This window comes from uncultured Helicobacter sp. (assembly GCF_910577135.1).
In the GTDB taxonomy this organism is placed as follows: Bacteria; Campylobacterota; Campylobacteria; order Campylobacterales; family Helicobacteraceae; genus Helicobacter_C; species Helicobacter_C mastomyrinus.
Window position 1 is genome coordinate 33,900 of sequence record NZ_CAJTLL010000011.1, and the last position, 23,435, is coordinate 57,334.

Annotated in this window: 22 protein-coding genes; 19 read left to right on the forward strand and 3 right to left on the reverse strand. The window is 39.3% G+C overall.

The annotated features are described in order from the left end of the window. Together flgK and QZ289_RS07020 are read left to right on the forward strand one after the other, a co-directional pair. Window positions 1–1,821, forward strand: a complete 1,821-nt coding sequence (gene flgK, locus QZ289_RS07015; RefSeq protein WP_295700912.1) for a flagellar hook-associated protein FlgK — start codon at window positions 1–3, stop codon at window positions 1,819–1,821. A 6-nt stretch (window positions 1,822–1,827) separates the two neighbouring features. After that, a complete protein-coding gene (locus QZ289_RS07020) occupies window positions 1,828–2,553 on the forward strand; it encodes an EI24 domain-containing protein (protein ID WP_295700914.1) in 726 nt (241 codons plus the stop codon). Between the two features lie 62 nt (window positions 2,554–2,615). Here QZ289_RS07020 and QZ289_RS07025 read toward each other — a convergent pair whose 3' ends face one another. Continuing rightward, a complete protein-coding gene (locus QZ289_RS07025; protein ID WP_295700916.1) occupies window positions 2,616–3,434 on the reverse strand; it encodes a methylenetetrahydrofolate reductase in 819 nt (272 codons plus the stop codon). 85 nt (window positions 3,435–3,519) lie between these two features. Between QZ289_RS07025 and serB the strand changes: the two genes are divergently transcribed. The 4 genes from serB to QZ289_RS07045 all read left to right on the forward strand — a co-directional run bounded on the left by serB (window position 3,520) and on the right by QZ289_RS07045 (window position 8,692). Continuing rightward, on the forward strand, window positions 3,520–4,158 hold the full coding sequence (serB, locus tag QZ289_RS07030; RefSeq protein WP_295700918.1) for a phosphoserine phosphatase SerB: 639 nt from the start codon (window positions 3,520–3,522) through the stop codon (window positions 4,156–4,158). A 1-nt stretch (window position 4,159) separates the two neighbouring features. Beyond that, window positions 4,160–5,590, forward strand: coding sequence for a mannose-1-phosphate guanylyltransferase/mannose-6-phosphate isomerase (locus tag QZ289_RS07035; protein ID WP_295700920.1), 1,431 nt, complete (start codon window positions 4,160–4,162; stop codon window positions 5,588–5,590). Window positions 5,591–5,752: 162 nt separating this feature from the next. Further along, window positions 5,753–8,059 (forward strand): Plug domain-containing protein, encoded by a 2,307-nt coding sequence (locus QZ289_RS07040; RefSeq protein ID WP_295700922.1) that lies wholly within the window; start codon window positions 5,753–5,755, stop codon window positions 8,057–8,059. A 6-nt stretch (window positions 8,060–8,065) separates the two neighbouring features. Then, complete coding sequence (locus QZ289_RS07045) at window positions 8,066–8,692, forward strand: hypothetical protein (RefSeq protein ID WP_295700924.1); 627 nt, start codon at window positions 8,066–8,068, stop codon at window positions 8,690–8,692. Between the two features lie 34 nt (window positions 8,693–8,726). On the opposite strand, the gene QZ289_RS07050 is transcribed toward QZ289_RS07045, so the two are convergent. Then, window positions 8,727–9,341, reverse strand: a complete 615-nt coding sequence (locus QZ289_RS07050; RefSeq protein WP_295700926.1) for a hypothetical protein — start codon at window positions 9,339–9,341, stop codon at window positions 8,727–8,729. A gap of 186 nt (window positions 9,342–9,527) precedes the next feature. Between QZ289_RS07050 and yedE the strand changes: the two genes are divergently transcribed. Then, window positions 9,528–10,745: a selenium metabolism membrane protein YedE/FdhT gene (yedE, locus tag QZ289_RS07055; RefSeq protein WP_295700928.1), complete on the forward strand. Its 1,218-nt coding sequence runs from the start codon at window positions 9,528–9,530 to the stop codon at window positions 10,743–10,745. After that, window positions 10,742–10,969 (forward strand): sulfurtransferase-like selenium metabolism protein YedF, encoded by a 228-nt coding sequence (gene yedF, locus QZ289_RS07060; protein WP_295700930.1) that lies wholly within the window; start codon window positions 10,742–10,744, stop codon window positions 10,967–10,969. Before yedE ends, yedF begins: the two co-directional genes overlap by 4 nt. A 59-nt stretch (window positions 10,970–11,028) precedes the next feature. Here yedF and QZ289_RS07065 read toward each other — a convergent pair whose 3' ends face one another. Next, complete coding sequence (locus tag QZ289_RS07065) at window positions 11,029–12,405, reverse strand: sodium-dependent transporter (RefSeq protein ID WP_295700932.1); 1,377 nt, start codon at window positions 12,403–12,405, stop codon at window positions 11,029–11,031. A 399-nt stretch (window positions 12,406–12,804) separates the two neighbouring features. Here QZ289_RS07065 and QZ289_RS07070 point away from each other — a divergent pair, with 399 nt between their 5' ends. The 11 genes from QZ289_RS07070 (at window position 12,805) to QZ289_RS07120 (ending at window position 23,127) form a co-directional block, all read left to right on the forward strand. Continuing rightward, window positions 12,805–13,233, forward strand: coding sequence for a thioesterase family protein (locus QZ289_RS07070; protein ID WP_295700934.1), 429 nt, complete (start codon window positions 12,805–12,807; stop codon window positions 13,231–13,233). Beyond that, window positions 13,223–13,480: a DUF493 domain-containing protein gene (locus tag QZ289_RS07075; RefSeq protein WP_295700936.1), complete on the forward strand. Its 258-nt coding sequence runs from the start codon at window positions 13,223–13,225 to the stop codon at window positions 13,478–13,480. The genes QZ289_RS07070 and QZ289_RS07075 overlap by 11 nt, the downstream gene beginning before the upstream one ends. 8 nt (window positions 13,481–13,488) lie before the next feature. Next, window positions 13,489–14,172: an MqnA/MqnD/SBP family protein gene (locus tag QZ289_RS07080; RefSeq protein WP_295700938.1), complete on the forward strand. Its 684-nt coding sequence runs from the start codon at window positions 13,489–13,491 to the stop codon at window positions 14,170–14,172. A gap of 56 nt (window positions 14,173–14,228) precedes the next feature. Beyond that, window positions 14,229–15,662 carry a COG3400 family protein gene (locus QZ289_RS07085; protein ID WP_295700940.1) on the forward strand — a complete coding sequence of 478 codons (1,434 nt, stop codon included), beginning with the start codon at window positions 14,229–14,231 and terminating at the stop codon, window positions 15,660–15,662. Window positions 15,663–15,670: 8 nt separating this feature from the next. After that, window positions 15,671–16,732, forward strand: coding sequence for a 3-dehydroquinate synthase (gene aroB, locus QZ289_RS07090; protein WP_295700942.1), 1,062 nt, complete (start codon window positions 15,671–15,673; stop codon window positions 16,730–16,732). Then, window positions 16,722–18,305, forward strand: coding sequence for a mechanosensitive ion channel domain-containing protein (locus QZ289_RS07095; RefSeq protein ID WP_295700944.1), 1,584 nt, complete (start codon window positions 16,722–16,724; stop codon window positions 18,303–18,305). The genes aroB and QZ289_RS07095 overlap by 11 nt, the downstream gene beginning before the upstream one ends. A gap of 16 nt (window positions 18,306–18,321) precedes the next feature. Then, window positions 18,322–19,593, forward strand: a complete 1,272-nt coding sequence (gene mtaB, locus QZ289_RS07100; RefSeq protein WP_295700947.1) for a tRNA (N(6)-L-threonylcarbamoyladenosine(37)-C(2))-methylthiotransferase MtaB — start codon at window positions 18,322–18,324, stop codon at window positions 19,591–19,593. Further along, window positions 19,580–21,268, forward strand: a complete 1,689-nt coding sequence (locus tag QZ289_RS07105) for an AAA family ATPase (protein WP_295700949.1) — start codon at window positions 19,580–19,582, stop codon at window positions 21,266–21,268. Before mtaB ends, QZ289_RS07105 begins: the two co-directional genes overlap by 14 nt. Continuing rightward, entirely contained in the window at window positions 21,243–21,620 is a 378-nt protein-coding gene (locus QZ289_RS07110; RefSeq protein ID WP_295700952.1) for a hypothetical protein, read from the forward strand. The genes QZ289_RS07105 and QZ289_RS07110 overlap by 26 nt, the downstream gene beginning before the upstream one ends. A 349-nt stretch (window positions 21,621–21,969) precedes the next feature. Further along, entirely contained in the window at window positions 21,970–22,179 is a 210-nt protein-coding gene (locus QZ289_RS07115) for a molybdopterin-binding protein (RefSeq protein WP_295700954.1), read from the forward strand. Window positions 22,180–22,182: 3 nt separating this feature from the next. After that, complete coding sequence (locus QZ289_RS07120) at window positions 22,183–23,127, forward strand: ankyrin repeat domain-containing protein (protein ID WP_295700957.1); 945 nt, start codon at window positions 22,183–22,185, stop codon at window positions 23,125–23,127. Window positions 23,128–23,435: the final 308 nt, after the last annotated feature.

Here is a 23,435-nt window from a genome sequence, read left to right on the forward strand (position 1 = left end):
ATGGGTGGCATTCTCTCCTCTCTCAATACTTCTTATACGGGCTTACAGGCACATCAACTTATGGTTGATGTAACCGGTAATAATATCGCTAATGCAAGTGATGAATTTTATAGCCGCCAACGTGTGCTTGTCCGTCCTGAACGACCGCTTTACTATCAAGACTATAATCTTGGCAGAGGTGTGAGTATTGAAACCATACAGAGAATCCACGATGAATTTGTCTTTAACCGCTATCGCAAGGCTGCTGAAGAAGCCCAATATTATGATACACATTTTACTACCTTGCGTGAGGCTTCGGCATTTTTCCCTGAAGTTGATGGTGTAGGGATTTATAATGATTTAGAAGAGTATTTTAATGCGTGGAAAGATTTAGCGAAAAACTCCACAGATCCCGCACAAAAGCAGGTTTTAGCAAAAAATGCCCAAGTTTTAAGTCATAATATTCAAGACACACGAGCAAGGCTTGTAAGATTGCAGCAAAAGGTAAATGAAGAACTTGAGGTAACTATCAACGAAGTCAATCGTTTAGCCAAAGAAATTGCACATATTAATGGAAAATTAAAAGAAATGGAAGACCAACGTGAGCTAAAACAAGCCAATGAGTTACGCGATAGGCGCGATGAGCTAGAGTTTAATCTTCAAACGCTTATAGGTGCGAATGTGTTTAAAAATCACTTAGACTCTCGTGCATCTATCCACCCTAAACTAGCGGATTTTGATGATGAATATGTCTTAAATATCGGCTTTGGGTTTAATATTGTCGATGGCGCGATGTTCCATCCCATCGTCCTAAAAAAAGATGATAATCATCTCAATCTTAATCGTGTATATTTTCAGGGTGATGATTTTAAAATCGTTGAAATCACTGATAAAATCGTGCAAGGCAAGGCTGGCTCGCTTATTAGCCTCTATAATTCTGGGGCTGATGGCACACGTGTGGGGAAGATTCAAGATTATATCAATCAGCTTGATATTTTTGCAAAGGGCTTCATTGAGGCAACCAATAATATTTACTCTCAAAGTGCAGCTATGCAGATTCGCAGCGATAAGATTGATGTGTGGAGCTTGAATGCTCTTGTGGATAGTAATTATAATATTAAAACAGGGAGTTTTGATATTGTCATATACAGTGCACAAGGTGAGGAAATCGGGCGCAAAACAATCCATATTGATGAGACTACTACAATGAATGATGTTGTCCGTGCTATCAACGCAAATACTGATGATAATAAAGACAATAATGCCCTTAATGATGTTGATGACTACTTCCGCGCTTATTATGATAATGGCACAAGAGAATTTAATATCCTTGCTAAAAACCCTTCGCAAGGGCTTTATGTGGCTATCCAAGATAATGGCACGAATTTCACAGGAGCATTTGGTTTGAATAAGTTTTTTGATGGGGAAGATGCCCATAATATTACGCTTCATCGCGAATATGCTAAAGATGCTACCCTTATACGTCCGTGGCTCACACCGGTAAATGGGAACTTTGATGTGGCAAATATGATGCAGCAGCTTCAATATGAAGATGTAGATTTCTACACCAATAAATACGATAAGCAGCAGATGAGAATCTCTGAATATTTTCAATTCCTCTCTGGACGTGTAGCTAATCAAACCGAAGCTACCCAACGCACCAAAGAAACAAAAGATTCTGTGCTATCTGCTGTCAAAAAGGAGCATTTAGCTATATCGCAAGTGAGCCTTGATGAAGAGATGGTAAATCTCATCAAGTTTCAAGGTGGCTATGCGGCAAATGCAAAAGTGATTACTACCATTGATAGAATGATAGAAACCTTGCTAGGGATTAAGCAATAAATTTTTATGAGTATGCTACACATTCTTAGACAAAGCCTTGCGGATTTCTTGCGCCCGAAGATTCTATCTCTTGTGTGTGTGCCTGTGATATGCAATATTTTGCTTGTGGGCAGTATCTTGTATTTTTGTGGGGCAAGTTTTTATCAATATGTGCTAGATTTAAGCCCAGAGTGGATTGCAAATCTTAGTGTAAATGCGGCTCTTTGGGCACGGGTGCTGAGTTTTTTATATGTCTTAAGCATATATCTGTTTTTGGGCTTGTGTGTGGGGATTCTCACCTTGCTTACTAGTCTCTTTTTTGCCCTTTTTTATACGCCATTACTTGTAAAATTTGTGCATAAGAAAGATTTTTCTCATATCCATTTGCAGCCCTTTGGGAATCTTGTAAGCGATATGTTAGTTTTTTTCAAAGATGGGGGTATTTTTATAGCTTTGCTTATCGTGTGTATTCCTTTGTATTTTATCCCGTTGTGTGGCACTCTTATCCCTCTTATACTAGGATTTTTCTTTTTCAAAAGACGCAATTTCTATGATGTGGGAAGTTGCACGATGAATAAGGAGCAATTTGAGAGTTTGCAAAAATTTTCAGCACAAAATTATCTCTGTGCGCTTATGGCATATCTGCCTAGCTTCATTCCATTTGTAAGCTTTTTTCTTATGCCACTGCAGATTCTTATCATTATCCGCTATGCACTCTCCTACCTTGAGAAGCCAAATAATTCACCTTATTAGTCAAATCAAGACATACATTTTTTGCAAATACAGGCGAAATGCTATTTTAAAGAATTTGCATATTAAACCTTAAATTTCCCATAAACGCGTAGGTCATTATGTTTTGGCGTGGAAAGATATAACGAAGCATTGTGCTTCTGCGCTACTTCGCATATCTCCTGCCACAGCGTTTCAAAAGCACTTCGCCCGATATGTTTATCTCCCTCATTTTGTTTACCACTCACCATAGCATCTATATATGCTTGAGGGATTTTAAAGCCCAGATTCGCTTCATTAATACGTCTTACACTCTCTAAATGAAAAATCCCAAATACCCCTATAAACGCTTCCACCTCATATCCACCGCTTTGTGCGATAGATTCAAAATGTTGCAAAAAAACTTGTGCCTCTTGTGCGCTAAAAAGCGGTTGCGTGATGATTTTGTCCGCACCAGCTTTTAGCTTCTTTTCAAGTCTTTCCCTGCTTGCCTTATCAGTCAAAGTTCCGCTACCGCTGATGATACGCACTTTTTCCCCTAGTATTTCTCTTGCAAGGCTGATAAGCTCTATGCCGTTTATGCCCCCATCTTCGCCGCCGATAAGAGCTATTGTGTCAAATCCCGCATATTGCACCCCCAAAAGCTCCGCCTTTAAGCGAATCTTACCTGCTTCCCCCACGCAGCCGCCTCCGCTTAATGTAGGCACAAATTGTATATGAGGCATTCTCTGCCTTAGCATATATGCACCTAAGAGCGCCTCTACACTTGCCTTTTTACGAGGACTTGCAGGGACTAGCACAAAATCTAGCGTCTTATGTAAATACCGCTTTGCCCTCTTCCACATAGAATCTAGTAGAGCTACATCACTTGCTAGATTTTGTGGTAAAAACTCAACGCCAAACATCGTGTCTCCTTAAAACTACCGCTTCTGCATATCAAATTTAATCCCAAATGCTATAATCTTAACATTTTTCTAAGGATAATAATAGATGAAGCTTGTTGTGTTTGACTTTGATTCTACACTTATGAACGGAGAGACGATTGATATACTTGCACAGGCGCATAATGTAAGCGATGAAGTCTCTGCTATTACGGATAGAGCGATGAATGGGGAGCTAGACTTTTATGAGAGTTTAAAGGCTCGTGTGGCTATGCTAAAGGGTTTAAGCTACCAAAAAGCTCTGCATATCGCGCGGAATCTCCCCCTTAATCCCGGCGCAAAGTCCTGTATCACATCGCTTAAGGCGCAAGGCTATAAGGTTGTGTGCTTTAGCGGTGGATTCCATATCGCTACGGATTATTTTGCTGATATTTTAGGGCTTGATGCAACATTTGCTAACATCTTGCACTATAAAGATAATGTCCTCACGGGCGAAGTAGGCGGGGAGATGATGTTTAGCGATTCTAAGGGCATTATGCTCCAACGATTGCAGCATCTGCTTTCTATCACGCCTGAAAACACCATTGCCATAGGCGATGGCGCAAATGATAGGAGTATGTTTGTCTATGCTGATGTACGTATCGCATTTTGCGCTAAGCAGATTCTTAAAGATGCGGCAAATATCATCATCGATACACAGGATTTGCGTGAAATCCTTAAATCCCTCCATATCCCTATAAAGGAGTAAAATGACTATCAGTATCCTCTGTGGCGGCTCTGGTACGAGACTTTTCCCCCTCTCCCGTGAGCTTTTGCCTAAACAATTCGCCTCCATTTTGCCTAAAAATGATACGCAAGATTCCACACATTCGCTTTTCCAAGAGACATTGTTGAGAAATCAATTCTTGGTAAAAAGTGGCGGGGCGTTTCAAATCATTACTAATGACAATCACTACTTCATCGCACAAGAACAAGCCCATAATAGCGGCATTGAGCTAAAAGATTTCATTTTAGAAACTATGAGTAAAAACACCGCTCCTGCCCTTACCTTCGCTGCTCTAAGTGTATATGAAAGCTTTTGCTTAAATCATCTACAAGATGATGTGATTCTCGCCCTACCCGCTGACCATCTCATCAAAGACACAGCCAAATATCAAGAAGCCATTGCTGAAGCCATTGCTCTTGCAAACAAGGGCTTTTTGGTTACCTTTGGTATCAAGCCTGATTGCCCTCATACAGGCTATGGCTATATTAAGGCAAAAAACCATATCGTAGAAAAATTTATAGAGAAACCCTCTTTAGAGGAAGCGCAAAACTACCTTAAAGAGGGGTATTACCTGTGGAATAGTGGTATGTTTTGCTTTCGTGCGGAAGTGTTTTTAAAAGAGCTTAAAATATGCGCACCCGATGTGTATGAATCTTGTAAGCTTACCTTTGAAGCCTCAAAAGATTCTAAAGTAGCACATTTTATGCGGTTAAATCCCGCTATGAGTGAGAATATCCCTCATATTAGCATTGATTATGCCCTGATGGAAAAAAGTCAAAAGGTTGCCTGTGTGAGCGGAGCATTTAGCTGGAGTGATGTAGGGAGCTTTGAATCTCTAAGTCTTGAATACCCTAAAGATAGCGCAAACAACGCAAGTAGAAATGATTTTATCACTAAAGATTGCACGAATAATTTTGTCATTTCTGATAAGGTCGTAGTCGGCATTGGCTTAGAAAACTTGATGATTATTGATGAGGGTGATTGCCTGCTTGTGGCAAAAAAGGGCTATTCTCAACAAGTTAAAGACATTGTCAATATGCTCAAAACCTCGCACCCCGAACTCACCAAAGTGCATAGGAGCGCACATCGCCCTTGGGGAAGCTATACCGTGCTTTTAGAATCTCCTACCTACAAAATCAAGCAAATCATTGTCAAACCCAAAGGCAGGTTAAGCCTACAAAAGCACTATCATCGCAATGAGCATTGGATTATTGTGAGTGGCTCAGCGTATGTAACCATAGGAGAGTATAAAAAATTCCTGAAGGCTAATGAATCTACTTATATCCCTATGGGAGAGGTGCATCGCCTTGAGAATCCCGGTGTGCTACCGCTTGTGCTCATAGAAGTGCAAATGGGTGAGTATCTAGGTGAAGATGACATCGTGCGCTTAAGCGATGATTATCAGCGATTGTGATTTCCATTGCGTGAAAGGCAATGATAGACTAGAGAGATTGTTATTTATCTGCAAGTAAATTATCCCCCATATATTAAATTATGATAATAATTTTTATTTTATTATAAGACAAGAAATATTACTATTGCTTTACTTAAAATCAAAATAAAACATGGAAAGACTATGATACAATACCTAAAGCAGACTTTCAAAAAAGTAGCTGGGGATATGCACAATAAAATCTCCATAAAATTCACATCATTCATTATGCTTCATATTCTGTGTAGCTTTCCTCTCTTTGCAGAGCAAAATTTGGCAACTCCCCCTGCAGCAGCATCTCATAGCGCACAAGATTCTAAAGATAATGGAGTAAGGAAAGTGAATCTAGGGCGCTCTGTTATCCGCGCAGAGCATAAAGATGAGACCTACCAAAGCAGCAATACTATCAATTCACAGATATTAGAATCTGCTCCTAGTGGTAATGGCGATATTGGCTCAATGCTTAGAATCCTCCCTAACGTGCAGTTTGACAACGCAGAGCTTAGGAGCAATACACCCGGTGAGATTGACCCAGCAAAGATAAGCATAAGCGGGGGTTTGCATTATCAAAATCTTTTTACCATTGATGGACGCGATATGAATAACGACCTCAATCCCGCACAGAATGGCTCTACTTGGACTAGCACGACCCCGGGGCGAAGTCAGGGAATGGCTATTGATGTGAGCCTTTTAGAATCTATTAACGTGCAAGATTCTAATGTCTCTGCGGCGTATGGGGGATTTACCGGTGGGGTGGTAGAGGCTTTCACAAGAAGGGCAAATAAGCCCTTTGGAGCAAACATCAGCTACCAAATCACGCAGGGTAATGCGCAGCCGGGTAAATTCTCTATGACACATTACCATATCTATGGGAATGATGCCTCGCTCGATGCCTTTATCAATGCCTCTGCTAATGGTGAAAATCAAACCAACACACCTGTGTTTATTAAACACCTCATTCGTGCCAATCTAGAATCTCAAATCGATGATAAACTTGGCGTTATCGCTGCCTTTGCAACGACACAGAGTTTTATCCCCTTACGTAGAAGTGATAATAGCTATCTTAATACTACGGCTTATCCTATCCCTGAAGGTATCGTGCAAGATTCTAATGGACAGGCGGTGCAAAATCAAGTGAGACAAATCTATAATTACTTTCTTAAAACCCATTATGATGTAGATGAAGATCTTAGCTTTGAGCTTACCTATACCTACGCGCCAGATTATAATAATCGCTATCTACCCGGAGGCAAACCCGACCAAAGCTATGATTGGGTAAGTGGTGGACACGATGTAGGCTTTAAAACCACGTGGAGAAATACCTTAGGCAAGATGACAAACACCTTAGGCTATTCATATTTGCAAAATTCTACTATCGCACACGGCTATGAGCATACTAAGGAATGGCGCGTTTCAGATGCGAAAAATTGGAGCAATTGGGCTGGACGTGCACGTGAGGGAGGCTATGCCCCAAGTGAATCTATCCAACACACACTAAGTAATAAACTCATTCAAGATTTTAAACCCCTGCAAGACTCACTTGGTATCACGCATAGATTCCAAGTGGGATTTGAGCTAGGCTACCAATATGCAAGATTTGGCTATACGCACGATCATTTTATCGTTAGACAGACTACGACAAAGCTTGAGGCTAACCAAACTTGCCCAAACTTAGAATGGTGTGACCCATCAAAGACCTATTTTATAAAGACAAGTGGCACAGGAGCAAATCGAACCTACACGCTAGAACCTTGGGAAAATGGGCAGTATTTTTATTCCGCGTGGCTTTATCGTGGTAGCACCACACTTGATAATACGCTTTTAGCAGCATTTGCAGAAGATGATATGGCACTCCCGCTAGAATACAAAGGCAGAGATATAGGGCATATCAATATCCGCCCGGGTATCCGCTTTGATTATGATAGTTATATGGATAAGCTTACTACCGCTCCAAGGCTTTCCCTTAGCTATGAAGCCCCGTGGAATGAGTTGCATCACGAATTTTCCACTTCTATGATCGCAGGGGCGAATCGCTACTATGGGCGCAATATCTTTAGCTATCGCTTAAGGGAGGATTTAAACGCTATGCAAACAACCATCTATCGCAATGACCCGAATACAGATTTCTATGATGTATTAGCAATGGGAACTACCTGTCCTACGGGAAATGCTCCTGTGGATAATAATTTAAATGGCGCAAGACGATTTAATCAAAATTGTATTGTTACTCATCTCAATGCTGTGAAGTTTAATCAACTTAAAGTGCCTTATGTGGATGAATTCGTCATAGGTTTCACACAGCAGCTCTATGACTGGAGCTTGGTAGCAAAATATATTTATCGTGCGGGTAAAGATGATATACGCTATGTGCGGAGAGACTATGCGAATCTACCAATCGACCCTAGCCTTACAACTCACTATTTTACCTTTACTAATGAGGGTAAAAGCTGAAGTGATGTGGTAACTCTCACTTTTACCAAGAATGAGACAATAGAGTTTTTTAACACGAAAAATTATATATTTTTTGCTTTTGATTGGACAAATGTAAAAAGAAACTTTAATGATTATAGTAGTGCCGCGACAGCTAATGAACTCCAAGATGCAGATATTTTATATAATGGCGAGGTGGTAGCATATTCTCAACGACCAGCGAGTAATTTTGTGCGTCCTTATACGCTAAGGCTTAATACCATACATACCTTTAATGTAGGCAAGACAAAATGGCTTTTAAATAATTTCTTTCGATTTAGAAGTGCCTATGATGCCATAACTCGAATCCACATTGCAAGGACGCAATACACAGCAACTCGCACTCCTAATCCTGCCTATAATCCCGCACATAACAACAAAGACCAATATGTCCCTCAACGCATTAGAGAGGCTTTTACTTGGGATATGCGATTAGGTTTTGAAGTAGATGTCTATAAGGGCAATACACTCTATACGAATATAGATATTTATAATCTCCTTGATGCGAAAAATCCAACGATTCTTAGCTCAAACTATGCAGGGACTTCTAGCGCACCTACACTTGCCTATGAAGTAGGGAGGCAATTTTGGGTGCAAGTGGGGTATAGGTATTAAGAGAGTGTTATATTGAATTTTGCATTTTATGGTTTTACTCTACATAAAATGCACGGACTACAAAGCCTCTCTCTTTAGCCTTTTGCTGGCTCAACCCTTCAAAAACAGCAATATTTGGAAGATTCTTCCCCACGATATAAATTGCCTCTCTTGCGCGGAAGCTTGCTAGACCCTCCTGTTTTAGCTCCGGGCTTAAACCTGCATAAGGAAGACTATCCACCACACCTGAAACTTCAAACGCCACGATTTTATTATCTTTATGCACCATATCAGCAATACCCCTTGTAAGCTCATCAAGACAATGCTTTGGCATATTCCAACGCCCTATTTTCATATCTACGCAATGTGCTACAATTTTATCTCTAGGTTTAATCGTATAGAGCAGTTTCGCAGGGACACTCTCTTGTTCTTTTCTAAGAGAATTGCTTTGTGCTTTTAACAACTCAATTTGCTTATCTTTTGAATCAAGGTTTGATTGATACACGACCTCATCTCGTTGCATAAGTTGAGATTCAATCTTATTGCTTACATCATTGAGAGACATACCGGAAAACTTTACCATATAGTAATAGCCTCCACCAAGTGCTGCAAGAAGCACAATGATGAAAACTAAAAAATAAAATATAACTTTGCTTGACTTCCCTTCCATAACCGCTTCCTTGTTAATATTTACTCCAAAGTTATTCAAGCTTAAGAGAGCAAAAAATATTCCACTCTTGTAGCTTTATTAATTCAAATATGTTAAAATCCCCACTCTCATAGCCTTTCGTGCAAAGCATACATTAGGCTACTTTCTTCTATGTCTAATCATTTTTATTCAAACAAGGATGTTTGTATGTTGCAGGAATTGTATAGGCAATTTTTTGTGCATTTTTGGCATATGGGTAGGGGTATGATTATCTTAGGTATTTTAAGTGCAGTATATTTTGGTATATTTGGTGGTGTGTGGGCTGTAACAGGCGAGATGACACGATGGGGCGGAGAGTTTTTAGAACTCTTTGGAATGGATTTAAGCCCATATAGCTATTATACAAAACAAAATCTCAATGGCACTCCTCTTACGCGCACCGATGGGCTTATGCTTATTGGTATGTTTATAGGGGCATTGGTAGCTGCCTTGTGGGCAAACAAAGTAAAATTTCGCCTCCCCGCAAGTGGGATTAGAATCTTTCAAGCCATAGTTGGCGGTATGCTTGCTGGCTTTGGGGCACGACTAGCTTTTGGGTGTAATTTGGCAAACTTTTTCACAGGACTGCCTTATTTCTCGGTGCATACATGGGTTTTTACCATTTTTATGGTGCTTGGAATCTATATTGGTGTAAAAGTATGCAATATGCGATTTTTTAAGCCCAAAGCCATTCTGCAAAAAGTAGATAAGCCAAACTGCACCCTTGAAGTTGATAGTGCGCGTTCAAAACGGCATTTTGCCTTGGGGAGCATTATTTTTGCGCTCTTTGTGGGCTGGTTTATCTATCTTGTGCTAACATCGCCCAGCCTTGATGTAAAGGTTAAGCAAAGTTTGCTCTCTGTTGCCTTGCTCTTTGGCTTTATGTTTGGATTTATCATCTCACGCGCTCAAATATGCTTCACTTCGTGCTTTAGAGATTTGTTTTTATTTGGACGCTCTGTTGTCATACAGGGGGCTGTCTTGGGTATGATTATTGCCTCACTTATTGCTTTTGGTTTTATGCTCTATGGACATCAAGCAAAGGTTATAGACATAAGCTTTGGTGTGATGTTAGGGGCATTTCTCTTTGGCTTTGGTATTGTATTTGCAGGGGGTTGTGAATGTGGCTGGGCGTATCGAGCTATGGAGGGGCAAACCCACTTTATGATTGTGGGGGTCGCTAATATTATTGGCACAATGCTTTTAGCTCTAAGCTATGATTATTTCCCTCAAAGTTTTGTTGAAGGGGCAAAAATCAGTCTTTTATATGATGTGGGTTTTCTTGGCGGATTTGGCATAAGCCTTATGCTGTTTTTACTTATGCTTGCGCTTGTATTTCTCTACAAATATCACTTTTTCAAACACATTTATAAGGGGCAACTATGAATATAACTTATACACTTAATCTTCAGGGGGAAGCTTGTCCTTACCCTGCTATTGCCACACTTGATGCACTTCCACAGCTTAAAAGTGGCGAGATTCTAGAAGTGCTTTGCGATTGCCCTCAAAGTATTAATTCAATCCCTAATGACGCAATTTCAAGGGGATTTGAGGTGCTTGAAGTGCAGCAAGATGGTCCTACCTTACGCTTTGTGATTAAAAAACCTTAAAGCACACAGCGAGGATAGATAGGACATTAGATTCTATCTATTCTTCATAGTTTGAAAAATTATGAGATGAGTATGGCTATAATGATGATTGGGGCAATAAGACGCAGTATCCACCACCAAATATAAAAGAGTGCATTAGAAAAATAGGGTGTCCATACACGTAGATGAGATTTTTTAATATGCCAACCCAAAAAGAGCAGTAAAATAAGCATACCCAAAGGCATAAGACACGATGAGGTAAGCAAATCCAGTATATCAAAGAGGGATTTACCATATATAAGAGGCAGGGATAAGGAGGCGTCATTCCACATAATCACTAGGAATCCTAAGGTAAAAATCCCGCTACTTAAGATATATGAGGCTTTAGCTTGTGAGAAATTGTATTTATCACGTAAAATACTTACGCTCGGCTCAAGCATAGAAATCGTAGAGGTTAATCCTGCAAAAAGCACAGCTATAAAAAATAATGCAGCAATAATCGCCCCGCTACTCCCTAGTGATGAAAAGGCTAGAGGAAGCGAGATAAGTAAAAGTCCTACGCCCTCACTTGGCTTGCCTCCAAAATGATAAATAAAGGTAAAAATCATCAATCCTGCTATAAGCGATATGGCAATACCGCTTAAAACCACCCACAGGCTACTTTTAAGGAGATTTTCATTTCTTTGAGCGTTTGCTGCGTAAGTGGCTATCGTGCCTACACCAAGCGAAAGGGAGAAAAATACCTGCCCTAAAGATTCTACAAAAGTATTAAAGGTAATCTTATGAGGCTCAAAGGCAAACATAAAGTGCCAACTTTGCGAAAACTCCTCTAAATTCATCGCATAAATAAGCAGTGCGATAAAAATCACAAAAAGCAAGGGCATAAGGACGAGATTGAGCCTTTCAATACCGCTTTTAATACCGCGTGAGACAATGAATGCGCTAAAGATAACAATGCCAAAAAAGCACAGACTCTGCCACCACAAGGATTGGGAGCGAAGATTATCAAAAACAGCCTTTGCTTCATCAATATTTTGAGGCAAGGTAAAGCTCACAAAAATAAGATAATACAGAATCCAACCCATTACTACTGCATAGAAGCTTAAAACGATAGGACCAGATATAGCATTGATACCAAGCCACATAAGTGATTTTTTAGCAGATTTATCTTTAGAATCTACTGCATTATGTTCATTATGGTTTTGTGAGGGAGGGAGGGCATTAAGCTTATCAAGAATGACATAATTATCCAAAGGATTGCTACGTGCGATATTGCCAAGTAGCATTTCAGCTATGAGCATAGATATGCCAATGCTGATAGCAAGGATAAGGTAGAATATCACAAATGCTCCACCGCCATTTTCCCCAGCCATATAGGGAAATCGCCAAATATGCCCTAAGCCAATAGAGCTGCCCAATGTTGCCATAATAAAGCCGATTTTGTTAAAGTGATTCATATCTTTCCTTATGCCTTTATTGCACCACATTCTAGCTAAAATATCATAAGTTACATACTCTAAAACTTTACTTGATGACTAAGAGCAACGTTATGCATAAATTAATCTTTCAGGTGCGAAGTGTAGATTTGACTTTGCGTAAAGTTTGACTAAAGTGGTAGCTTTAGCTACATACAACACGCAGTGTTTTATCCACATTTGCAAAGTGAGTTTTTAAAGTTTAGAAAATGAGTTGATAAACGCGATAGCGGTTATAACTCTATCCTTTAGGCGCACAAGTGGGATTTACTCCCACTTGTGCAAGACCTTTGCGGCACGAAGTGCAGTAGCAAAGGAATAATAAAATAACGCATTACTCAAATATGCTACAATGCACCAAAGCATCGCTAAGGAGATAATGTGAAAGCCTATCGAGTGAGAGTGTATTTTGAGGATACTGATTGTGGGGGGATTGTCTATCATACTAATTATTTAAAATATTGCGAACGTGCCAGAAGTGAGCTATTTTTTGCTCAATCTATGCAGCCATTTATGGATAAAAGTGGCTTTGTGCTAAAAAATATGCAAGCTGATTTTGTCTCAAGTGCGTATTTAGGGGATATACTTGAGGTTCGAAGTACACTGCTTGAGTGCAAAAATGTCTCTGTTATCATCGCCCAAGATATATATAGAATCTATGATGCCCTCACTCAAAAAAATGATGAAAAGCTTATCTTTAGGGCGCAAATTAGCCTTGCATTTGTTGATGTAGCACTTGCTAAACCTTGCAAAATTCCTCCATATATGCGGGAGATTCTACTCACTTTAGGGAAAAATAATGAATCTTGATATACAAAAGCCTCATATTGTGTATCCTTGCAAATGGGAATATCGCGTGATAGGGACAGATGAGGAGGTATTACGGAAGTTGATTTTTGATATTATGCCTAGAGAATATGATATAACACTAGGCAAACATTCTTCAAAGGGGCATTTTGTAAGCTTATATGTAAGCCTAGAAGTGCAGAATGAAGAGGAGAGAAATGCAATATTTGCTGCTTTGCAAGTAAGTAGCTGTGTCAAAATGGTTTTATAGGGGAAACAATGCGCTTTGGGAAGATTGCCTATTTAAATCTTTTGCCTTTTGATGTATTTATTAAGAAATATCCTTTGCCTCTATATTTTAAAGCCTTTTTAGAGCATAGAAAGTCATATCCCGCAAGACTTAATAAAGATTTTTTATATAAACGTATCGATGCCGGATTTATCTCTTCTATTGCTGGGTATGAGAGCGTGCGTCAAGGTAGGGCGACAAAGGCGGGGATTGTGGCAAAGGGCGCTGTGTGGAGTGTGCTAGTGCTGCCAAAGCAAAGCAAAGATGACTATCAATCCGCCTCCTCTAATGCCTTGGCAAAGGTAATGGGGATTAAAGGAGAGGTGCTTATTGGTGATAGGGCGTTAAGATACAAGTTGAGTGGGGCTAAAGCTATTGATTTGGGGCAGAAATGGTGGGAGAAACATCATCTAGGATTTAGCTTTGGACGATTATGTTTTAATCGCTATGGGCGTTTTTATAGACATTTAGCAGAGAGTTTTGTAAATAAACCTGTGAAGATTCCCTATTATATTTTACAAGCAAGGAGTAAGCAAAGTGCTATCGCTCCAAAGGATATTCTTATGTATTTAACACATATCCATTATCGCATAGATAAAAAAGAGGAGATGGCTTTAAGTAGATTCTATGCACAAATGAGATTAAAACACATTAAAAAGCCTATGCGTTTTTAAAAAGGTTATTACTTCTTGGTTATAATTTAGCCCTAATTCCCTTAAAAAGGCAAGGTGTGAAAAAGACGCTTATTATCGCACAAGGCAGTATTGCAAAGATTTTCCTTGATACGATTTTAGACAAATATTTTAGCAATGATTATTACATTGTCATCGCTAAAGATATGTGTTTTATCCCTGATAAAGTGCCTAGTTCCTTTGAATTTCATCATTTTGATTATACTTCGCCTTATAGAGTGGCACAAGTCATTAATGAGGATATTCATAGCATATTTTTAGTGCTTGATGATGAGGGAGAAATCATCGCTACTTATAAAATGCTACGCGCACTCAATAAAAAAGCACATATTGTAATGGCGTTAAAGACGCAAAAGCAAAGTGAGCAAATGCAAAATGATACCAATTTAGTAGTGCTTGATGAAGACCTTATCGTCTCTAATAAATTTATTGAGCGATTGCCTAATGTCCCGCTTATTCCGCGTAGCTTTGGTTTAGGGCAGGGTGAGATTATGGAAGTGAGTGTGCCAAGCGGGAGTATTTTCACTTATCGGCATATTGGCTCGATTCAACAAAAGAAATGGCGGATTGTAGGGATTTATAGGCGAGGAGAATTGCTTTTGAGCTCGCATTCTTTGGTGATTCAGCCTAATGATAGTTTGCTTATCGCCGGAGACCCTAAGGTGCTTAATGATGTATATATGCAAATAAAAAGTGATGTTGGGCAGTTCCCCGCACCTTTTGGGCGAGATATTTTTCTCTATGTGGATATGTCGCTTTCAAGTGAGCATAGAATCTATAATGATGTGCAAGATGCGCTTTTTTTGAACAAGAATCTCAAAAATAATAAGCTTTTTATTTATATTCTTAATCCTTCAAACCTTGCTTTTATTGATATGATAAAAGCTTTAGAATCTAAAAGTGTGCAAGTAAGGGTGGATTATAGTAATGCAAGTTTTGAAGAAAGAATCATTCAAGATGCACAAAAACGTTTTGGGCTTGTCATTGTGAATCAAGATATTTTTGCTTCACGTAAAAATCGCAAGGCGCTTTTTGATCTCTCTATTCCTGTGCTTAAAACAGGCTGGGAGCATATTGAAGAGTGCAAAAAGAGTTTTGTGATATTAAGCGAAAATATGGGCGATAGCGAGAATGTCGCTTCTGTGGTATTTGATATATCAAAGCAGTTGCGTTTAGATATAGATGTGTATGATTATGATACAGATGCTGCCTATCATAATGAAATCGTGCAGCGATATGAGGAGCTTTCACGGATTTTTGAGCGTAAAATGAATACGATACAAACAGATTCTAAAAATCCTATTTTATACTTACAAGATAGCTTTATGTCTTATTTATCTTTTGTGCCTTTTGAACGCGGTATCTCACGGACAAAAACATTTTCATTTCTTTCTACTGATGTGCATAAAATCGCTTCTATGAATAGCAAGAATCCCCAAGTTTTTATTCCATTGCCAAAGGAACGCAAATAAGGATTACTATGAGTGAAACTATACATATTAAAACCCCAGATTCACAATATCCTATACATATTGGCGCATTACCCCACATCGAGTATTCCCACAAGGTGCTTATCGTATCTAATCCAAAAGTCGCAGGGTTGTATCTCTCGCACATTTTGGCACATATCAAAGCCCCTGAAGTGTATGTGTGTATTGTCCCTGATGGGGAGCAGTATAAGAATATGCAAAGTGTGGAATATATCCTTGAGTGCGCCTTTTCTCATCGATTAGATAGAAAATCGCTAATGATAGCTCTAGGTGGTGGCGTCATAGGCGATATGGTGGGCTTTGTGAGCGGTATTTATCAGCGAGGGATAGATTTTATCCAGATTCCCACTACACTTTTAGCACAAGTTGATGCTTCTGTTGGTGGTAAAACAGGTATTAATAATGCTTTTGGTAAGAATCTTATCGGAATTTTTCATCAGCCAAAGGCTGTATATATTGATCCTGCTATGTTAAAAACACTTAGCACAAGAGAGTTTGGCGCAGGTGTGGCAGAGATTATCAAAATGGCAGTGTGCTTTGATAAAACATTTTTTGATACCCTGCTTAAAAGTCCTCTTACCCTAACAGATAGCGCTTCACTCATTTATGCCATTGCACAGAGTGTGAAGACTAAAGCGCAAGTGGTGAATGCCGATGAAAAGGAGAGAGGTATTCGTGCAGCACTCAATTACGGACATACGTTTGGACACGTGGTTGAAAACCTCACACATTATAAGGCATTTTTGCACGGAGAGGCAGTAAGTATAGGTATGTGTATGGCAAATGCCCTTGCCTGCGAGCTAGGAATGCTTACTCCCAAAGAATGTAAAAGTATAGAGAATCTACTGCAAAGCTATCATTTGCCTACACGTTTTGCGTTTAAAGATGTCAATGATTTTTATGAGAAATTTTATTTAGATAAAAAAAGCACAGATTCTAAGATTATGTTTGTATTGCCCTGTGGGATTGGCAATGTGAGAATGCGCGAAGATGTGCCAAAAGAAGTGGTGCTCAAAGTGTTAAGGGCAGTGGGTGAATGCGATGAAAAATAATGTTGGGTATATTATTGTATTTTTATGTTGTACAGCTATGTGGTGCAGTGGCGCAAATAAGGGAGATTCTATCCGTAAAGAGATACAAGAGATTGATAAAAAGCTTGAGCAAAGCCATAATACGTGGTTTAAATACTATGTGAGTTTGCAAAACTATAATGAGCTTACTCACGAAATCAATACTCTTAAAAATGAATTAGAATCTAATGCGTCCCCATCACGTTCATTAAGACATCGTTTAGAGACATTAGAGCGACAGCAGGACTTGCTTAAGGACTATACCAAAGAGCCAAATAGGACGCTCTTAGAGGCAAAAAATATCGAGGGTGTGCCTCAAATCACCAATCCCTTTTTAATATTCACAGGCTATTCTTTTATGAAAAATTTGCAAGAGCAGCAAGATACATTTCAAGCAAATAAGGAAAGCCTAGAGGATCTGCTAGAAATCGTGCGGGAAAAATACGCCCTGCTTTTAGAGCTTAGTTTTGTAGATAAATCTCTTGATGTGGCAAATGCCATTGTCCGCACACAGACGATACTTGAAGAGCTTGAAGGCACACAGAGAATCTTGGAGACCTCCATAGATATTTATGTGCAGGAGGCTGAAAGTATCCATAATAAACTTAAAAGCCAAATCAAAAATCAAATTGTTAAGATTATCTATGTGGGCGTGGCGGTTGTTATCACGATTCTTCTAGCGTTTTTGCTTAAACTTACTTTGCGTAAATATATTTTAGATACCAATAGAATATACACGGCAAGTAAAGTGATTAACTTTTTAAACATCACCATTGTTGTGCTGATTTTGCTTTTTAGCTATATGGAGAATGTGACTTATCTCGTGGCGATTGTGGGGTTTGCTTCAGCGGGGCTTGCTATTGCGATGAAAGATTTGTTTATGAGTGTGCTGGGGTGGTTTATCATTGTTTTGGGCGGCAGTGTGCATGTGGGCGATAGGGTGCGCGTATGCAAGGATAATAGCGTATATGTGGGCGATGTGCTAGATATTTCTATGCTAAGAATTACGCTTTTTGAGGATGTAACCCTCACCAGTTATAGGGAAAATCGACGTGCAGGGCGGATTATTTTTATCCCTAATAATTTTATTTTTAGCACAATGTTTGCTAACTATACGCACGGCGGATTAAAGACAGTGTGGGATGGCATAGACTTTAGCATTACGTTTGATAGCAATTACAAAAAGGCATTAAAAATCGCCACCGACATAGGCAGAAAATATGCAAAAGGCTATACAGAGATGGTGCGTCAGCAGGTGCATCGTATGCGAGATAAATATTCTTTGCGTAATCCTAACTTAGAGGTGCGAAGCTATTGTATGATAGAGCCTAATGGATTTAGAATCTCCCTTTGGTATCAAACCAATGCCTATGCCACACTCGCCTTAAGAAGCACAATTTCTGGAGAGATTATCGAGCGTATTCTTAAGGAAGATGACATACATATCGCTTATCCCACAAGCAAGGTTGTTGCTACAGGGAGTGATGGCATAGGCGGCGAGATAAAAGATAGAGATACAAGGGCGATTCTTGGCGGTGGGCATATAGATTCTTAAATAAGGACATAATACATTGAGTGAAGTAAAAAAAGTATATTTTAAAACCTTTGGTTGTCGCACGAATCTTTTTGACACGCAAGTGATGAAAAGCTCTTTAAGGCAGTTTGAATGCGTGGAGGATGAGGAGAGTGCTGATGTGGTGGTAGTCAATTCCTGCACGGTTACTAATGGTGCAGATAGGGGCGTGAGAAGCTATCTGCATAAAATGCAAAAAAGTAATAAAAAGGTCTATCTTACCGGCTGTGGCGTGGGGACAAGGGGAGAGGAGATATTTACAAAGAATCTAGCACATAGTGTATTCGCCCATAGCTTTAAAGAATCTATTGATGATATGCTGCAAAAAAAACAGCGATTTTTCTACCCTGAAAGCAATAATAAACATATCGATAGCACACTCATAGCGCAATTTGCTAATAAATCACGTGCGTTTTTGAAGATTCAAGAAGGCTGTAACTTTGCTTGTAGTTATTGTATTATCCCCTCTGTGCGAGGAGTTGCGCGCTCATATCCTAAGGATAAGATTCTAAGTCAAATCCGCACTCTAAGTGAGAGTGGCATTAGCGAGGTGGTGCTTACTGGGACAAATGTCGGCAGCTATGGCATAGATTTAGATAATTACAATCTTGCAAAATTGATAAATGATATAAATACTTTGGGATTGCTTAAGCGATTGCGTGTGGGGAGCTTAGAACCTAGTCAAATCAATAATGAGCTAAAAGAAGCCCTAGAAGTACCACTTATGGAGCGGCATCTCCACATCGCCTTACAGCACACAAGCGATAGTATGTTAAAGATAATGAATCGCCTAAATCGCGTGGAGAGTGATTTAGCCTTGTTTGAGGATTTTGCTAAAAAGGGCTTTTGCTTAGGGAGTGATTTTATCATCGCGCACCCAGGAGAGAGCGAATCTATATGGCAGGAGGCATTGGAGCATTTTAAAAGATTCCCTCTTACGCATTTACACCCTTTTATTTACTCCCCACGTGAAGGCACACCATCAAGTGCAATGAAATATCACATATCTGGCAATGTTGCTAAGGAGCGATTGCACACGCTTAAAGCCATCATCACACAAAACAATGAATCTTTTAGAAAGGCGCATTATGTGCCTTTAAATGTGCTATGTGAAAGCAAGGTAGCCTCTCAAAATGGCTTTGTGTATAGCGGATTGGATCAGTTTTTTAATCGTATGCACTTTGAAAGTCAAAGGGGGGATTTAGAGGGGCAGTGGATTTGCTTTGAGACATATCAAATCAGCAAGGAAGGTAATAATGCAAATATCTAAAAGTCTTATAGTAGGCATTTTGGCTATTGTGTTGGTCGTGCTTTTAAGCGTGGTGATAATAATGCGCGATAATACGCAGCTTGTAAGCGCACAAGAGGCACAAAATTTCTTTATGAATGCAGAAGCGCATAATGTAAGCGTAGATGATGAATATGTGTATTTTGATGTGGAGGATAAAGCATATAGGGTCTATATTCACTCTATACCGCCGCAAATGTGGAGCTATACCTTTCCTGTGCATACCAAAAATAAGCATTTTTTTGGTGATATTTTAAGTGAGATAGGCATTGTTATTGTGCTGCTTTTGGGCTTTAGTGTGTTATTTCAAGCTTTGAGGTTAATGTTTTTTAAATCTCCTGCCGCATCTAAAGCCCCAAAGCCCGATATTCCGCTCTCACGTGATAGTGAAGCCCCTCTGCTAGATTCTCAAACCATCTATACATCTATGACAAGTGCTGTGCGATTTAACGACGTAGCAGGTATTAGCGAGGTCAAAGAAGAGCTATTAGAAATTATTGATTATCTAAAGAATCCTAAGCATTATCAAAGGTTAGGCATTACTCTGCCTAAAGGCGTGCTTTTGGTAGGTCCGCCGGGCGTGGGCAAAACGATGATAGCTAAGGCGGTAGCGGGTGAAGCGGGTGTGCCATTTTTTTATCAAAGTGGCAGCAGCTTTGTGCAAATCTATGTCGGTATGGGAGCAAAACGCGTGAGAGAGTTATTTAGCAGAGCAAAGGCAAAAGCCCCTAGCATTATTTTTATCGATGAGATTGATGCCGTAGGTAAAGCACGAGGTAACACACGTAGCGACGAGAGGGAGACTACACTTAATCAGCTTTTGACAGAGATGGATGGATTTGAAGATTCAAGTGGGGTGATTGTGATTGCAGCGACTAATAAAATGGAGGTGCTCGATGAGGCTCTGCTGCGTAGTGGGCGATTTGATAGGCGCATTTATGTAGAGCTACCTAATCTCAAGGAGAGGGAGCATATTTTAGAGCTTTATTTACGGGGAAAAAAGCACGAGCTAGATATTAATGAGATTGCAAGGCTTTGTGTAGGCTTTAGCGGTGCGGCTTTAGCGGCGTTGGTTAATGAAAGTGCGCTCAATGCACTAAGACGCAAGTCAGCCGTGATACAAAAAGAAGATATTTTGGCCACAAAAGACAAGGTGCTTGTGGGGAAGAAAAAGGCATTGAGTTTAAGCGAGAAAGAAAAGGAGATTCTAGCCCTTTATCAAGGGGCAAAGGCTTTGAGCGCGTATTGGCTAGAGGTGGATTTTGATAAAATCGCACTTGTGAATGAGAGCTTTAGACAGGTGGATAAAGAGCTTACGAGCAAACAAGAGCTTATGGCAAAAATCAAAGTCGCCCTAAGTGGCAATATTGCCGTGCAATGTATCTATCAGCAAACTTTTAGCAATGCTAAAGATGATATTGCTAAGGCAAAGGAGATAGCCACACAGATGTGTGAGCAGTATGGTATGAGTGGGAGGCTTTTGAGTGATAGTAGCGATGTGGCAGCGATTTTAGACGAGGCACAAACAGAAATGCAGGATTTTATCACTAATTCTAAAGCTGTGTTGCTGAAAATCTCTCAAGCCTTGCAAGATAGGGAGCGGCTAAGCAAAGAGGAGATAAAGGCAATTTATGAAAGCGCACACGATGAGCGATAGGGAGATTGTGTCCTATGTGCTAGATTCTGTCATCTCGTATTGTGAGAATGCTTATACGATTATAGGCTATGGGGAAAGTGGCATTATATGGCGTGAACGGGAGATTCTAGATGTAAAAAAGGCATTAAAAAGGGCACTAACCTATGTGGATTCTCATAAGCGATTGCAGAATCTACTGTTATTTGCGCCCTGCCTTGAAACACTAGATGAAATAAGGCTTTTACATACTCAAGGGGTGTGTATAGATATTTATGTAGGGGAGCAGGATAAAGATGCAAGGGTGATTTTAGAATCCTCCGCTTCCTTTTGCACAGCACGGTATTATAAAAATGTTTCTTTCAGTGATTTTTAAGATAAAAGATTCTCTATCGTAAAATTCATTTAATGTGGCATTAGCAAATCACAAGAGCATTTTTCTGCTTTTAAGGGATTTGCAAGGGCGGATAGGCATAAAGTGCGTATCCTAGCTATAGCTTCTAAGGGTGGGAAGTGGCATATCTTGTGAGGTTGTCCTTTTTTGTGATGAAAGTCAAATGAGAAGGCATTGTGTAAAATGATGGTTTTTCTATCCCTAAAGTATTCTTGGATAAAATTATCTTGTTTGGAGCTTGCTAATGTTTAAGAAAAGTCTCAGGACAAACTTATTGACTTGTTTGGGATAAACGTTAGATAATTTTGTAGTTATTTTTAAGGAGTGCATTATGAAAGTAAGTGCGAGAAATCAACTTAAAGGTAAGATCGTATCAATAGAAAAAGGTGCTGTGAATAGTATTGTGAAGATTGATATTGGCGGAGGTAATATCATCTCTGCAACAATCTCTTTAGAATCTATTAATGAACTTAAGCTTGAAGTGGGTAAAACCGCTTATGCTTTGATTAAAGCTACTTCTGTAATGGTGGGTGTGGAGTAGGCATTGATTCTGCGATATGTTTTTGTAAGCCTATGCTTATGTAATACTATCTTTGGAAATGGGATTCAAACACAAGAGGATACCCACAACCCTCATAGTCTTGAGGAAGAATTGACTTTATTGCTCAAAGTGGATTGCAAACAGATTAATTTCCTCAAAGGCACTACTAAGGCTCAATATAAAAATAAAGAGGCAGCAAAGCAATGTGTGGTCGAACAAAATATATTTAAAGCTATTATCAATGATGATATACAAGCCTACCGCTCCAGTCTCAATGATAAATGGAATGGATATTTTCTATTTTACATGACACAATCCCCACGTCTTAAAATCACGCCTTTAATGCTCTCTGTGATATTTAACTCCCCACATATTTTTGAATTTATTCTTACAGATGCTCAAAAAGCAGATTCACAGAGCAAAAATAAATCGCATTTGAGTGTGAATCAAGTCATATCCCAGAGCCATATGGCACTAGGAACTTTTAAGCTGAGAGGTAAAGTCTATAATGTTCATGGTGTTAATGCACTTGATTTGGCAGCAATGTATCATCGCTATGATATGTTTTGGGCATTGCTCCATTATGGTGGAGAATATGATAACCCTAGATATCTCCTTACTAATGGTATAGTTACCTTTGGCGATAGGTATATTTTAGAGCTTATGCTACGTTTTGATGAAGATTTTTTACATAATTTTGGGGGAGGGCATATCCTACATTTTGCCGCTCGTGATGGAAATATCGAGCTATTAGAATATTTGATTAAAGATAAGCAAATGCCCATTAACGCACTAAGGGCTGGAGAAACACCACTTGATGCAGCTCTTAATGCTAAAAATTTTCAGCATAAACCACAACTTCAGGCTGCTCAAAAGCTCATTGAGCTAGGCGCTAAAATTTCTCAAGCAAACCAAAAGCGCATAGATAAATTAACAAAAGATAATTAAAGCAGAGATACAACTCGTATGTGTTGTCTTTATGCGCAGATTGTCACCTCTTCATAGAAAAATATCATGTAAGCTCAACTAAGGTATCAAAGCCTACTAAAGTTTTAATAGTTACTAGGATATGGATTTTTATGTTTCTTTGCTTTATTATGATAAGCATTTTTGTAGTTTTCAATTATAGAAAGATTCGATAATCTTAGAAAAATTAAAAACATCTTAGACCTTGCCACCACCCCGCATAATTCTAATGTGGCAAAGCTATGTATAGCGCGGCATTGTTTATATCCATTTTATCAAATTTATCGAAG

What these genes read in the sequence shown, in the direction of transcription:
- QZ289_RS07080 (WP_295700938.1), top strand. Translation starts at nt 13,489, where the DNA reads ATGCGCTTTGGGAAGATTGCCTATTTAAATCTTTTGCCTTTTGATGTA.
- QZ289_RS07050 (WP_295700926.1), bottom strand. Translation starts at nt 9,341, where the DNA reads ATGGAAGGGAAGTCAAGCAAAGTTATATTTTATTTTTTAGTTTTCATC.
- yedF (WP_295700930.1), top strand. Translation starts at nt 10,742, where the DNA reads ATGAATATAACTTATACACTTAATCTTCAGGGGGAAGCTTGTCCTTAC.
- QZ289_RS07035 (WP_295700920.1), top strand. Translation starts at nt 4,160, where the DNA reads ATGACTATCAGTATCCTCTGTGGCGGCTCTGGTACGAGACTTTTCCCC.
- QZ289_RS07040 (WP_295700922.1), top strand. Translation starts at nt 5,753, where the DNA reads ATGATACAATACCTAAAGCAGACTTTCAAAAAAGTAGCTGGGGATATG.
- QZ289_RS07115 (WP_295700954.1), top strand. Translation starts at nt 21,970, where the DNA reads ATGAAAGTAAGTGCGAGAAATCAACTTAAAGGTAAGATCGTATCAATA.
- QZ289_RS07025 (WP_295700916.1), bottom strand. Translation starts at nt 3,434, where the DNA reads ATGTTTGGCGTTGAGTTTTTACCACAAAATCTAGCAAGTGATGTAGCT.
- QZ289_RS07075 (WP_295700936.1), top strand. Translation starts at nt 13,223, where the DNA reads ATGAATCTTGATATACAAAAGCCTCATATTGTGTATCCTTGCAAATGG.
- yedE (WP_295700928.1), top strand. Translation starts at nt 9,528, where the DNA reads ATGTTGCAGGAATTGTATAGGCAATTTTTTGTGCATTTTTGGCATATG.
- QZ289_RS07105 (WP_295700949.1), top strand. Translation starts at nt 19,580, where the DNA reads ATGCAAATATCTAAAAGTCTTATAGTAGGCATTTTGGCTATTGTGTTG.
- serB (WP_295700918.1), top strand. Translation starts at nt 3,520, where the DNA reads ATGAAGCTTGTTGTGTTTGACTTTGATTCTACACTTATGAACGGAGAG.
- QZ289_RS07020 (WP_295700914.1), top strand. Translation starts at nt 1,828, where the DNA reads ATGAGTATGCTACACATTCTTAGACAAAGCCTTGCGGATTTCTTGCGC.
- QZ289_RS07110 (WP_295700952.1), top strand. Translation starts at nt 21,243, where the DNA reads ATGAAAGCGCACACGATGAGCGATAGGGAGATTGTGTCCTATGTGCTA.
- QZ289_RS07095 (WP_295700944.1), top strand. Translation starts at nt 16,722, where the DNA reads ATGAAAAATAATGTTGGGTATATTATTGTATTTTTATGTTGTACAGCT.
- QZ289_RS07065 (WP_295700932.1), bottom strand. Translation starts at nt 12,405, where the DNA reads ATGAATCACTTTAACAAAATCGGCTTTATTATGGCAACATTGGGCAGC.
- aroB (WP_295700942.1), top strand. Translation starts at nt 15,671, where the DNA reads ATGAGTGAAACTATACATATTAAAACCCCAGATTCACAATATCCTATA.
- flgK (WP_295700912.1), top strand. Translation starts at nt 1, where the DNA reads ATGGGTGGCATTCTCTCCTCTCTCAATACTTCTTATACGGGCTTACAG.